The sequence below is a fragment of the Desulfofundulus luciae genome, from assembly GCF_030813795.1.
Classification (GTDB): domain Bacteria; phylum Bacillota; class Desulfotomaculia; order Desulfotomaculales; family Desulfovirgulaceae; genus Desulfofundulus; species Desulfofundulus luciae.
Genome location: NZ_JAUSUX010000008.1, coordinates 78458 through 90649 on the forward strand (window position 1 = coordinate 78458; position 12192 = coordinate 90649).

Here is a 12192-nt window from a genome sequence, read left to right on the forward strand (position 1 = left end):
TTTACATTCCTCCAAAATTTTCTTATTGTAAGAGACCTTCGTGAAACCAGGGAATATACCCTATCTCGCTGTTCAAGATACACCCTCCCCGTGCGAAATCACATTTGAGGACACTCCAGCCGGTGCCGGAGTGCATACTTCTTTCTTTACCGGCAAACCGGGTTCCCGCCGGCACAGTTCAGTGTAAATGGCCGCATATAACCCTTTTTTACCAAGTAATTCGGCATGCGTTCCTTGTTCGGCAACCACGCCGTTATCCAACACGATTATGTGATCGGCTATCTTGACGGTGGACGGCCGGTGTGCAATCACAATAACGGTGGCGGTTTCCTTAAGATCCATGATCGCCTGATATATGGCGCTCTCCGTTTCCGGGTCCAGGAAGGAGGTGGGCTCATCCAGAACAACTATTCTGGGATTGGCCAAAAATAACCGGGCGAGAGCAATCCGCTGGGCTTCGCCACTGGATAGTTGGAACCCTCCTTCTCCGATCCGGGTGTGGAATCCTTCGGGCAGTTGCATGATAAACTCATCAGCTCCAGCCTTCCCGGCAGCAGCGAAAACCTGCTCCTCACTACAGGAACCCACCCCATAGCAGATGTTATCCCAGATACTACCGCTAAAAAGGAACTCTCCCTGGATAACGTACCTGATATTGTTCCGCAAGGATTCTATTGTGACCTGTCTGATATCGACATTATCAATTAGAATTCTTCCCTCCCAGGGATCGTAAAGCCTTACCAGCAATCGCGCCAGCGTACTCTTACCGACTCCACTTCTCCCGACCACCGCGGTGATTTTTCGCGGCTCAAAGGTAGCACTTAATCCCTTTAAAACCGGCTCTTCCGGCTTATACCCGAACCAGACGTTCTCGAAAATTACCTTGCCTTCCTCCAAGAGTAGTTCGACCGCTTCCGGAGGCTCGTGTACCGCCGGCATTACTCGATGGTACTCCAGAAACCGGTATAGACTGGCACGCACATCCTGGAAAGAAAGGACGCTACCAACAACAGAGGCAATACGGGGATATAGCATCCCTGCGGTGAGCAAAAATGCCATAAGCGTCCCCAGAGTGATTTGCCCTGCTAATACCAACCGCCCCCCGTACCATAAAATGCCGAAGGACCAGATGTTGTTAACCAGCACCACGGATAACTCAGAAAACTTGCCGAGCATATAAGCTTTCACGTTTATACCCATCAGTTCTTCCAGACCGGACTTAAAGCTATCTGTCTCCATCGCCCCGGCATTTAACGTCCTGGTGAGCTGAATATTTCTAAACCTCTCGACCACGAAACCGGATAAAAATTGTGCTTTGCCTTTCTGAAGAAGGGCGTATTTTAACAATGGTTTCTGAAACCCAATAATCACCAGTACCTGCAAACATAACACGGCGAACACGAAAAGCGCCATCCGCAAATTCCAGCCGACCATTATAGAGGAAATGATAACGATAAAGAGCAAATCAATAGGTAGTCCAATGAGTAACCGGTTAAAGAAACTTTGAATGGTCTCCGTATCCCCGAAGAGACGATAATTCAGCTCCCCGCTGCGCTGCATCAGCAGGAAATCCACAGGCGCTTTTAGCAATCGCCTGAAAAGGTCGTGCCGCATTAACAACTTAACTCGCTCAAAAGTCCTGACCAGAACGTAGTCCGAAATAATCCCTGTGAAGAACAGAATGATGAGTATAACCCCGCAGATGATCAAAAGCGGCAAGAGCAAATCCCCGCGGCTGGCATGAAAAACAACATCGATCAGAAACCTGGTTAAGTAAGGGGTGGCAAGGCCGGTAAGGGAAAAGATGATACTGGTAAAAAGACCGAGAAGAATTGCGCCCGTCTTGCCCTTCAGGTAGATTTTCGCCAGATTCCACAAAGCTACTAGATCCTTCCACATAAGTTTTAAAACCTCACCATATAAATAGTGAACAATAAGTCACAGTTTTGCTGGTTGTGCGCCCCTGGCTATAAGTTCCCGGTAGAGATCTTCTACACCAGGATACAAAAGCACGTAGTAGCGACCGTCGAACTCCAGCACTACCTCATGGGACGATCCGAGATGCCGGAAATACAGCGCTTTTTTGCCATTTTCAAATCTGAACCGGCCGGCAGAAAAACCTGGAAGGCCAATCCCTCCCGTGCGCAGAGTCGCCTGCCACGATCCTGTGCTTTCTACCAGGGCAATGCGGGTTTTGTCCAGCTCTACGATCTCCGGAGATCCAGGATTACCTTTAATCTGCAACTTTCCGTCTTCCAGTCGCCAGCCCGAACCGGTGTAAAGCAGGGCCATGATCAGGAATACCGCCAGCCCTGAGGTTACAATAAACACTTCTACCATCAGTACAGGACGGAGGTTGGGTGAGATCCCTTTTTTTCGTAATTTCCACACCCGCCACAGCATAAAAAGCAAAGGAAAGCCGAAAACCGCAAGATATAAAATATAGAAAAGAGGGTCCACGGGAACGAAAAAGGCCTTAAGTACTTCCCAAAAGCTAAGCTGGTAGGCCAATTTTTCTCGCCTCCCACCGCGCGAAAATTTCCTCTTTCCTCGCCGCCAGAGTGAGCAACTTTTTCCGGCAGGCCGTACCCAGGTAAAAGCAGGCTTCACACCTCCGGTAAAATTTTTTTTCCACCCCCAGTTCGGCCAGTACCGCTTCCGGTCCTTCGAGGTGCAGCCACCAGTAAAATACGTTACGCTGCATCCGCCCGACAATTTCGGGCAGGGAAACCCCGGAAGCCATACTATCTACCGTCAGAATGGCCTGCGCCTTACTGTTTATGATGTGCCCGCAACAAAACAATATTTTTCCATCCGGCAAAATTGTTAAAGTATGCCCGGCCTCCTGGCAGGCCCCTTGCTCTCTTTTTTCCATGTCGGAAGGGAAAAGGTGTAAAGGCAGTTTCCGCCGGGCGCGGCCTAAAGGAAACACGAAATCCTCCAGGAACTTGATTTCTTGCTGGATGCCGGCATCTTTGAAGATCCTGCGTAAGTAACCGGATCTTATCCTGGCCCCATGGTACAGTACCGAGCCCACCAGCGTGGTCATGCCCAGTTCAGTTGCCGCCCTTATGGCGTTGAGCAGATTCCGCTCACCGCCGAACGACTCAAGATACTTTGCATGAAAGTCGTCGTAACTGATATTGAGTTCGTCAAGACCCGCTGCTCGATAATCCTGCAGAAAACGATATGCTTTCTCCGCCGTTTGGGCCCACCAGGCGTTGGTCACCAACCGGGTAACGAAACCTTTTTCATGCGCCAGCTTAATCCCTTCTTGTATGAGTTCCGGGTAAAGTGTAGGTTCGCCACCGGTAAAAACGATCACCCGGATGGACGGCAGGGCATAAGCCTGTTCTATGACCCGCTGCATAACACCTGCCGCCAGCACTTCCCGGCGCTCCGGTCCGGCAGCGACGGAGCAATGATCACAGGAAAAGTTGCACCTGTACGTGGTAATAAAAGCCAGAACCTGCGGAATCATGATTTTTCTCCTCCTTGATGATTCTGGTTTAAATGCCGCTTCACCGCTTCGACAAACTTCTCCGGCTCAGCGGGGGAAAGGTAGTATGTTTTTCCATCAGTGGTTTTAATTTGCACCATTTGTTTGGTGAGATTAGTAGCATAAACCTTTACCCTGTCGCCCTCTTGTGTGCGGAATATACCATACCAGCTCCAAAAACCCCCTACTCCTATTTCTCTAGATAACCAAACATTTTCTACTATTTTAATAGCATGTATGGAACTGTAAGTTATAGATATACTTCCGGCTAATCTATTGATTGCCAAACAATGATTGCCGACAAGGTACCCGCGAGGTGAAAAAAAATAACTCAAGAATATAATAGAGAAAGACAGACCACCAGCAAAATATCCTTCGGCTCCCTCCAGGAACCAATCTTCGAAATGCAGGTATGTTTCCCTGGGGAGTATGTAAATAAAAACATTATTCAGCGGGGAAGCGATGAAAAGAAGTGGAATAAGTGCTACCAAGCCAAGAGCAGTCCATAACATTACACCCTTATCCCATGAAGCCATTTTAAAAAATTCTTGGTTAATTGTTTAACACCTCCTCAATTTAGATAAGAGAGACGTTGGTTAGGAGGGGACGCCCCTCCCAACCAACTCATGAATAAGATATAAACTAACTAGTAATGTTAACCACTAATTTTTGTCGAAGTGCCTACATATGTCCGATAAGCAACGACAGCGTAAACTTGATTGATTAGCGCAGCATACACATATGCACCAACGGCAATAGGAAGAACGACAAATGGGGTATAAATCGCTGTAGGCCTTATTCCAGTATCCGGCGACGAATTACCAGCCATCACCGCAACAGCATCGACCGGGCGGTCAAGTTCGAATTCCCTCACCGGTACCCACCTCCTTCCTTTTTGAATTTAGAAGAAGGTGGTCTCCATTGAAAATCACTCTCCCCTGGTGTATAATAATCGCCGAGGGTAGGGTGGGTTTTCCCCTTGTCGAACCGTTTAAGGGTGGGTTGACCGGGGTGGAGACCACCTTACTCTCGTTTACCTCCGCTGCCACTCTTTATTAAATGGCAGCCGCCTTTATCTCCTGCTCTATTAAATCCACAAACCGGGCCAGCGAACGCATTTCCTTCTCGGCGGCCATTTTCTTCACTTCCCGCAGCACGGTCTCGTCGTCGCCGCCCATCCTCGCCACCAAAAACTCGTTGTCGTTCGAGTAAGCAAACACCTCCTGACCGTCACCTGTTCTCCCTATGTAGACAAAGGGCTCAAAAACCTGGCTGGAGAGGTTCCGGGAAGTGTACAACACATTTTCGATGCTCTTTTTGGAGCTGGAAGCATCTATATCCGTTAAAGTGCACATGCGGACAACCGTGTAACTACCTGTGGCCAGAATATTTACATCCCGAACCCGAATGGTCACCACTGCCCCCGCGCCTGCTTCTTTACCCGCCACCCGCGCCAGGGACAGGTAGGGAGCTACGTAAGCCAGATTCATAGTAGCAAGCGATTTTAACAAAGCTCCCTTGCTGAAAGCTTCCAGCTCCCTGTTATCTTTTTCCAATGTGTTACTTTCCAAGTCTTTAGCTCCCACATTAAGTACTTCTTCCAAAGCCTTCTCCCCCCTGACCATTATCCGGCCTACCTCAGACTAATCGTACAGTCTTCACCCCTTTCATCCCATTGTCCGGATTTGCTTCAATTATAAAAAATTTTCCTCCTGTTGTCGTTTCAAGTCGGTATCAATTTGGTAACAAAACGTTAACATACGCTCTGAAAGAGGAATTTTCTACATTATGTCGAAAAGGCTCCATAAAACAGGAAATGGAGGTTATGGAATAATCTATGGAAAAGAAAATCCTTATTGTAGAGGATGAGGAAGGTACAAGAAATTATGTTCGTTTTGTTCTGGAGCAAAACGGTTTCACCGTTTATGAAGCTGCCTGCGGGGAAAAAGCACTGGAACTGGTGCCCTGTGTACAGCCCCACCTCGTGCTTTTGGATATAAAACTTCCTGGAGTGGACGGTTACGAAGTGTGCCGCAGAATCAGGAATAACCACCCCGGCGCAGGTATTATCATGCTTACCGCCTGCGACGAGGGCATAAATAAGGTGAAGGGGCTGGAGCTGGGTGCCGATGATTATATTGTTAAGCCCTTTGATTCACTGGAACTGGCGGCCAGGGTAAAGGCGGTATTTCGCCGCCTTTCGCATACTCCCGGGGATATACCTGTTTCTTACAGTGATTTAAAAATCATCCCCTCGACCAGGCAAGTTTACAGGAAGGGAGTACCTGTTGCGCTGACGCCCAAGGAATACGACCTGCTGCTTTTTTTGGCCCGGAACCCCAACCGGATAATCAGCAGGGAAGAGCTTTTAAACCATGTATGGGGTGATAATTATTCGGGAGAGCTCAAAACAGTGGATATATACATCAGCAGGCTGAGGGCCAAACTGGAGAACCGGCCGGATAAACCCAGGTTGATTAAAACAATCCGGGGTGCCGGTTATCTTTTTAAGCCTGACTAAAAGGACGGGCATTATATTTTGACCACCCGGGAACTGGCCCGGATGATCCGCCGGGCCGTCATCAAGCTTTGATCAGCATGGGGAATTCGACCAGCCCCAGGGCCTGTCCACGGGAACCAGGGCCATCTTTGCCGCCACCGGGGGGGTGATGGAGGCGGCCATCCGCACCTCCTTTTACCATTCTCACAAGTGCCTCAGCTTTATGATATAATGGTTTTGAGGTGATTCAAATGGAAAACAATTTGGAGAAAGCAACCGGTATTCTGCAAAAGCTTTCTGTGGAAAGCCTGAAAACGGCAATTTCCTTGTTGGAGATCCTGGCCCTGAAGGAGGTATAATGGAACCAGGATTTTAGACAATGAAGTGGAGTCACCCCTTTTAGGAAAAATAAAAGCCTTGCTTCCAAGCAAGACTTTCAACTTCCCGCGAACTGCCGCACCAGGTCGTTGGATAACCTGAAACCGCAGTTTTTAAGTTTTTTAAGCAGTGCGGGCATGTCTTCGGCCTGCAGCAGGCCTTTCTCTACCGCTGTTGTAAGTATTCCTACAGTACCCGTTAAGCGGAAGCCGAATCGCTTTGCCGCTTTCCTTCCCCGCTTTTCGTCCATTACCAAAAGGTGAGTTTTAAGTTCTCTGACCAGGACGAAACATTCGGATTCGCCCGGGCCGAACACGTCATTTAGGATTTTGACGGTGGCCATATCGTTGACTTTCTTCACAATTATCCAGCCGTCACTGACGGCCCTCTGGATTTCTTCACGCCCGGGTGATTTCCTGAGAACTTCTGCAAAAACTGCATTGGGGATGTATAGCTTCCCCCAGAGCATTTTGGGTATTGTCAGCAGTCCCAGGTGTGCCAGCCCGATGAGCGGCGACGTATCACTTACTACGATCTTCTCCAAGGGCATCCAGCTCCTTGATGGCCTGCAGGTCTTCCTGGAGGTCCTCCAGGCCGTAATCGATCCCCAGGCCGTAGTCGGCAAGCAGTTCCATGAATTCTGCGTAAGGCAGTCCCGATATTTCTACTGCCTTGCCGAGACTTACCCGGCCCTCACTGTAGAGGGTTACAGCGAACCTTATCTTTAATTCCCTTTCCAGCTCTTTTTCCTTCAGACCCAACAGATGGATCACTTCTTCCGGTATATTGACGCTCACGGTCACTTGCTTCATTTTGCACACCCCCAAAGGTATTATAACCCGGGGACCAAATGGATTACCAGCCATTGTATTTCCCCTTTGGTGATTGTTTTTTGTTTGATGATTTTTGGCCACCGCGCACGCCTCGTAAAATTCATGAGCCATAGATAAATTTTTTCCATTCTCACAAGTGCCTCAGCGCTTCCGCCGGGCTTAAAGAAGCAGTCCGGCTGGTCGGGTGCGCCTGAAGTATCCCCAGTTTTTTAAAGCCCCTGTTTTGGCTCGGTAGCGAGCGACTTGAGCCGAGCACTAGTTTGGCCCCCCAGCACTCACTGTAACCGGAGTTCTTTGATAGGATGATTGCTACCTAAATATAGGCTTTCAACCTCCGGGCAGGTAAATGGATCCGGTGAGTGCTGGGTCACTGGAGCGAGCGGGAGCCAAAACAGGGTAGTTGGAAAGTGGGGATAACTCAGCGGGTGCGCTTCTTGACCAGGTTAGCTGGTTAAGTTATACTTATTTTAGAATGGTATTACGCATGGAGGATTTTATATGTCTTATATCGCTACTATATCCTCGAAAGGTTGGGTAGTTATACCCAGGGAGCTTCGCGAACGGTACGGAATCCGTCCCGGGGGAAAGGTACTTTTTACAGAAAGCGAAAGCGGTCTAACCATCGTGCCGTTACCCGAAGACCCAATCAAATCATTCAAGGGTATTTTTAAAGAATATCCCCTGGTGGATGAATTACTGGAAGCCCGAAAGGAAGAGGTCGCTCGTGAAGAATTACGTACTAGACAGCTACGCGATGCTGGCGTACTTCCAGAATGAGGCCGGGGCTGACGACGTGGAAAAACTGCTGGTGGAAGCGGCGGCCGGGAAGGCTGCCCTGTTCATGTCTGTGATCAATTATGGTGAAGTGGCCTACATAATCCAGCGGAAAGCCGGCAAGGAGAAAAAATACCTGTTCCTTTCGATAATGAACGCACTTCCCATTGAGATAACCGGAGTTGACAGGGAATTCGCCCTTGGCGCGGCGGACATTAAAGCCGAACATGCCATTTCGTTCGGAGATTGTTTCGCCCTGGCTCTGGCACGCCACGTCCGGGGAACCGTGGTAACCGGTGATCCTGAGTTTGAGAAGGTCGGAAATCTGGTTCCGATCTACTGGTTACCCCGGAAAAGTAGGGGCCGCTAAGCTACTGGTTTTCCGGTGGGCGGACAAACCCGCCTTCATAGTTTATTACCGGTTCCAACCGCCGCCAATAGGGTCTTCCGGACCCAAAGGACGGATTACGGTGATTAAATCCTGTTCTGGCATCGTTTTTAACTTGTGGAAACAAACTAATAAATGTTATACTAGAAATGTTATCCTCTGTAAAAACATGAGCAGGAGTGACGGAATGATACTTGACGAAATGATACTTTAAGGAAGAAATCCTGATTTCATGTTAAGGAAGAGTGACCATGGCCGGTAAAACCCGCTTTTGCTGTCAGGAATGCGGACACTGCACCCCCCGCTGGCTGGGTCGCTGTCCTGAATGCGGGGCCTGGAATACCCTGGTGGAGGAGGCGGTTGCCGGGACAAAGCAGCGCCCCGGTATAGATACTCCCACTCCCCTTCCCATTACTCAGATTTCGCTGAATAAGGAAGAACGCTTTTCCACCGGTATCGGGGAACTGGACCGGGTGCTGGGTGGCGGTGTGGTGCCTGCCTCCCTAATTTTGTTGGGGGGAGATCCGGGGATCGGTAAATCTACTCTCCTTTTGCAGGTAGCTACCTGCGTAGCCGGTGCCGGACGGGTGGTGCTTTATGTTACCGGTGAGGAATCGGTGCAGCAGGTGCGCTTGAGGGCCTTCCGCCTGGGTGTAGAGTCCAGCCGGCTGTATCTTCTCGCGGAAACAGATATAGATGCGGTAGAAAACAGCATCAGATCCTTGAATCCCGCCCTGGTAATTGTGGATTCCATCCAAACCATGCATAAGGTCGATTTTGGTTCGGCTCCGGGCAGTGTGGGACAGGTGCGGGAGTGCGCCACCCAGTTTATGCGCCTGGCCAAAGAAACGGGAGTAGCCATTTTTCTGGTCGGGCACGTAACCAAGGAAGGGCTTCTGGCCGGCCCCCGCGTTCTGGAGCATATGGTGGATGCAGTGCTTTACTTTGAGGGGGAAAGGCACCAATCCTACCGTATTTTGCGGGGTGTGAAAAATAGATTTGGTTCCACCAACGAGATTGGCGTTTTTGAAATGAAAGATGACGGTCTGGTGGAGGTTGCCAATCCTTCTTCCTTGTTTATGATCCAGCATCCCGCCGGGCCGGTGGCCGGGGCAGTGGTGGTTCCCACCCTGGAAGGAACAAGACCGCTGCTGGTGGAAATACAGGCCCTGGTGTCGCCCACGGGCTTTGGCAATCCCCGGCGCATGACTGCAGGAGTGGACTACAACCGGGTGATCCTGATCATGGCCGTGCTGGAAAAGCGGGTCGGCCTGCATCTGGGCAGCTATGACGCCTATGTCAACGCGGTGGGCGGGGTGCGCCTGGTGGAGCCGGCGGTAGACCTGGGCATAGCGGTGGCCCTGGCTTCCAGTTTCCGGGATATTCCCGTAAACTGCCGCCTGGCGGTGGTGGGGGAAATAGGCCTGACCGGGGAACTTCGCCCCGTCACCGGGATAGAGAAACGGGTTCAGGAGGCGATGCAGCTGGGGTTTACCCACTGCCTGCTGCCCCGGGCCAATCTGGGCCAGGTGGACCCGTCCCGGTTGGGATCCATGACCGTTTGGGGGGCTCAAACGCTGTCCGAAGCCCTTGAAATAGCCCTGGAACAATGAAGGGGTGAAACCTTGAAGGAGGAACGCGTGGAAGACAGGCTGTTGCAGTTACTGCGTACTGTGGCTCCCGGCACCCCCTTGCGGGAAGGCCTGGAGAATATTCTGCGGGCGAAAACGGGGGCGCTAATTGTTATTGGCGACTCGCCGGAAGTGATGGAGATTGCTGAAGGGGGATTTGCCGTCAACGCGGAATTTACGCCGGCCAACCTTTATGAGCTGGCCAAGATGGACGGGGCCATTATCTTAAGTTCGGATTTAAAGCGGATTCTGGCGGCGAACACCCAGCTCATTCCCAACCTGAGCATTCCCTCCACCGAGACCGGGATCAGGCACCGTACGGCCGAGCGGGTGGCCAAACAAACCGGTGCCCTGGTCATTTCCATTTCCCAGCGCCGTGGAGTGATTACCATCTACAAGGGGAATTTGAAGTATGTATTGCGGGATGTGGGGGTAATTCTGGCCAAAGCAAACCAGGCTATTCAGACCCTGGAAAAATATCGGTTGGTGCTGGACCGGGTGGTGACGGAATTAAGCATCCTGGAGTTTGAAGAGGCGGTGACTCTCTTTGATGTGAGCCGGGCCATCCAGCGCGTGGAGATGGTACTGCGGGTAGTCAAGGAGATTGAAAAATATATCAGTGAACTGGGCGTAGAGGGCAGGCTGATCACCATGCAGTTGGAAGAACTGGTGACCGGCGTGGAACATGAGGGTCTCCTGATCATTCGTGATTATACCACAGCCGGGGATAAGCCGCCGGGCACTATTCTGGGTATGATCAATAGCTGGCCGGCAGAGGATCTTTTAGACCTTTCCCTCATTGCCCGCGCCCTGGGCTATCCCGGGAGTGCCAGCATTCTCGACCAGAGCGTTTCGCCCAGAGGGTACCGCATTCTGGATAAAATCCCCCGCCTGCCCCTTCCGGTAATTGAGAACATGGTCAAGGAGTTTGGCTCTTTGAAAAATATTCTCAATGCCAGCATTGAAGAACTCGATGCGGTGGAAGGCATCGGGGAGGCGCGGGCCCGCTCCATTAAGGAAGGGTTGGCCCGTTACCGGGAGCAGCTCGTCCAGGAGCGCCATAATTAAAAAGGCGTTGCCAAACGCCTTTTTTAGGCCAGGTTGTATATACCCAGAATGCGCAGATGTTTTTGTTCCCTGGTTACTATATCGTCCAGATTTAAATCAAGCAAGTGGCAAAGGGCCGCCAGGTAGAACAGACAGCGCCCGATGGCGTTTTCTACCGCTTCCCGGCATTCCTCGCACATTTCCCCCGCCAGGTGTGATTCCAGCAGATGGCGCAGATCGGCCAGCGTGGCTTCCGGGGGAATTTCTTTTTTACGGGCGTTTATTCTCAGGCATCCACAACTGGTAACCGTTTTAATCACTGCCCGGTTCAGGCGGGCGTTTGCTTCCTGGGTTTTGGCCAGGACATCCAGTACACTGCGGTTGCAGACCAGCACTTCCGAAACCGTGCGCTGAAAGTCATCATAGACCACATTTTTGATCAAAACGGTACCACTCCTTTGTAAAAATGGCCCTTTTTGATAATTATACCCACCGGGGACTTGTCCTGTCAAACCAGGTTGGCTGCCAAAATTGCTGTTGACACCACATAGCAGCTATGCTAAAATTATAGTTTCTTGACAAAAAGTCAGGTCCCGTGTTATAATAATGCACGGGTAAAGTTTTAGTTTAAGGGGGTCCGGCGTTGTTTAAAGTTGGTGATAAAGTCGTGTACCCCATGCACGGGGCAGGGATCATCGAAGCCATTGAGGAAAAGGAAGTCCTGGGAGAGAAGAAGCAGTATTATATTTTGCGCTTACCCGTGGGTGATATGAAAGTAATGATTCCCATCGCCAACTGCCGGGAGGTTGGCCTGCGGGAGGTTATAGACCGGGCAAGCGTTCCGAAGGTGATCAATGTTCTCAAGGGGAAAAGTACCGCCATGTCCTCCAACTGGAACCGGCGCTACCGGGCCAACCTGGAAAAAATGCGTAGCGGTGATATATATGAGGTAGCCGAAGTGGTGCGTAACCTGGCCAAACGGGAGAAGGAAAAAGGCCTTTCTTCCGGGGAAAGAAAAATGCTTGAAAATGCGCGTCAAATACTAATCAGTGAGCTGGCTCTGGCTACCGAGTTGGAGGAAGAAAAGGCCCAGTCCCTGGTGGACAGCGCTTTCGCCTGATACACGTCAGTAATTACTGGCG

The 12192-nt window shown here is 50.7% G+C and carries 15 protein-coding genes; 6 read left to right on the forward strand and 9 right to left on the reverse strand.

What is annotated here, in order from left to right; all coding sequences use genetic code 11:
• Positions 1-72 precede the first annotated feature (72 nt).
• From J2Z49_RS06595 to J2Z49_RS06620, 6 genes are all read right to left on the reverse strand, one after another.
• The gene (locus tag J2Z49_RS06595) at positions 73-1899 is read right to left on the reverse strand and encodes an ABC transporter ATP-binding protein (protein WP_307401097.1); all 1827 of its coding nucleotides are present in this window, start codon (positions 1897-1899) and stop codon (positions 73-75) included.
• Positions 1900-1938: 39 nt separating this feature from the next.
• Entirely contained in the window at positions 1939-2511 is a 573-nt protein-coding gene (locus tag J2Z49_RS06600) for a hypothetical protein (protein WP_013824172.1), read from the reverse strand.
• Positions 2495-3481, reverse strand: a complete 987-nt coding sequence (locus tag J2Z49_RS06605; protein ID WP_307401099.1) for a radical SAM protein — start codon at positions 3479-3481, stop codon at positions 2495-2497. Before J2Z49_RS06605 ends, J2Z49_RS06600 begins: the two co-directional genes overlap by 17 nt.
• The gene (locus J2Z49_RS06610) at positions 3478-4035 is read right to left on the reverse strand and encodes a PH domain-containing protein (RefSeq protein ID WP_307401101.1); all 558 of its coding nucleotides are present in this window, start codon (positions 4033-4035) and stop codon (positions 3478-3480) included. The genes J2Z49_RS06605 and J2Z49_RS06610 overlap by 4 nt, the downstream gene beginning before the upstream one ends.
• A gap of 119 nt (positions 4036-4154) precedes the next feature.
• On the reverse strand, positions 4155-4373 hold the full coding sequence (locus J2Z49_RS06615) for a hypothetical protein (RefSeq protein WP_307401104.1): 219 nt from the start codon (positions 4371-4373) through the stop codon (positions 4155-4157).
• Positions 4374-4554: 181 nt separating this feature from the next.
• Positions 4555-5103, reverse strand: a complete 549-nt coding sequence (locus J2Z49_RS06620) for a hypothetical protein (RefSeq protein WP_307401107.1) — start codon at positions 5101-5103, stop codon at positions 4555-4557.
• Positions 5104-5336: 233 nt separating this feature from the next.
• On the opposite strand from J2Z49_RS06620, the gene J2Z49_RS06625 reads away from it, so the two are divergent.
• Positions 5337-6020: a response regulator transcription factor gene (locus J2Z49_RS06625; RefSeq protein ID WP_307401110.1), complete on the forward strand. Its 684-nt coding sequence runs from the start codon at positions 5337-5339 to the stop codon at positions 6018-6020.
• A gap of 415 nt (positions 6021-6435) precedes the next feature.
• On the opposite strand, the gene J2Z49_RS06630 is transcribed toward J2Z49_RS06625, so the two are convergent.
• Together J2Z49_RS06630 and J2Z49_RS06635 are read right to left on the reverse strand one after the other, a co-directional pair.
• A complete protein-coding gene (locus J2Z49_RS06630) occupies positions 6436-6921 on the reverse strand; it encodes a DUF3368 domain-containing protein (protein WP_307401111.1) in 486 nt (161 codons plus the stop codon).
• On the reverse strand, positions 6899-7189 hold the full coding sequence (locus tag J2Z49_RS06635; RefSeq protein WP_013824162.1) for a UPF0175 family protein: 291 nt from the start codon (positions 7187-7189) through the stop codon (positions 6899-6901). Before J2Z49_RS06635 ends, J2Z49_RS06630 begins: the two co-directional genes overlap by 23 nt.
• Before the next feature lie 519 nt (positions 7190-7708).
• On the opposite strand from J2Z49_RS06635, the gene J2Z49_RS06640 reads away from it, so the two are divergent.
• From J2Z49_RS06640 to disA, 4 genes are all read left to right on the forward strand, one after another.
• Positions 7709-7987, forward strand: coding sequence for an AbrB/MazE/SpoVT family DNA-binding domain-containing protein (locus J2Z49_RS06640; protein ID WP_307401115.1), 279 nt, complete (start codon positions 7709-7711; stop codon positions 7985-7987).
• A complete protein-coding gene (locus tag J2Z49_RS06645; protein ID WP_307401119.1) occupies positions 7899-8354 on the forward strand; it encodes a type II toxin-antitoxin system VapC family toxin in 456 nt (151 codons plus the stop codon). The genes J2Z49_RS06640 and J2Z49_RS06645 overlap by 89 nt, the downstream gene beginning before the upstream one ends.
• A gap of 269 nt (positions 8355-8623) precedes the next feature.
• A complete protein-coding gene (gene radA, locus J2Z49_RS06650; protein ID WP_307401122.1) occupies positions 8624-9985 on the forward strand; it encodes a DNA repair protein RadA in 1362 nt (453 codons plus the stop codon).
• 12 nt (positions 9986-9997) lie between these two features.
• Positions 9998-11071 (forward strand): DNA integrity scanning diadenylate cyclase DisA, encoded by a 1074-nt coding sequence (gene disA / locus J2Z49_RS06655; RefSeq protein WP_307401126.1) that lies wholly within the window; start codon positions 9998-10000, stop codon positions 11069-11071.
• A gap of 23 nt (positions 11072-11094) precedes the next feature.
• Here disA and J2Z49_RS06660 read toward each other — a convergent pair whose 3' ends face one another.
• Positions 11095-11490 (reverse strand): nucleoside triphosphate pyrophosphohydrolase family protein, encoded by a 396-nt coding sequence (locus J2Z49_RS06660; RefSeq protein ID WP_307401209.1) that lies wholly within the window; start codon positions 11488-11490, stop codon positions 11095-11097.
• Positions 11491-11693: 203 nt separating this feature from the next.
• Here J2Z49_RS06660 and J2Z49_RS06665 point away from each other — a divergent pair, with 203 nt between their 5' ends.
• A complete protein-coding gene (locus J2Z49_RS06665; RefSeq protein ID WP_307401129.1) occupies positions 11694-12170 on the forward strand; it encodes a CarD family transcriptional regulator in 477 nt (158 codons plus the stop codon).
• Positions 12171-12192 lie beyond the last annotated feature (22 nt).

Excerpts from the sequence above, each read along its gene's own strand:
- J2Z49_RS06625 (WP_307401110.1), top strand. The coding sequence starts at position 5,337 with ATGGAAAAGAAAATCCTTATTGTAGAGGATGAGGAAGGTACAAGAAAT.
- J2Z49_RS06595 (WP_307401097.1), bottom strand. The coding sequence starts at position 1,899 with ATGTGGAAGGATCTAGTAGCTTTGTGGAATCTGGCGAAAATCTACCTG.
- J2Z49_RS06645 (WP_307401119.1), top strand. The coding sequence starts at position 7,899 with ATGAATTACTGGAAGCCCGAAAGGAAGAGGTCGCTCGTGAAGAATTAC.
- J2Z49_RS06635 (WP_013824162.1), bottom strand. The coding sequence starts at position 7,189 with ATGAAGCAAGTGACCGTGAGCGTCAATATACCGGAAGAAGTGATCCAT.
- J2Z49_RS06610 (WP_307401101.1), bottom strand. The coding sequence starts at position 4,035 with ATGGCTTCATGGGATAAGGGTGTAATGTTATGGACTGCTCTTGGCTTG.
- radA (WP_307401122.1), top strand. The coding sequence starts at position 8,624 with ATGGCCGGTAAAACCCGCTTTTGCTGTCAGGAATGCGGACACTGCACC.
- J2Z49_RS06640 (WP_307401115.1), top strand. The coding sequence starts at position 7,709 with ATGTCTTATATCGCTACTATATCCTCGAAAGGTTGGGTAGTTATACCC.
- J2Z49_RS06605 (WP_307401099.1), bottom strand. The coding sequence starts at position 3,481 with ATGATTCCGCAGGTTCTGGCTTTTATTACCACGTACAGGTGCAACTTT.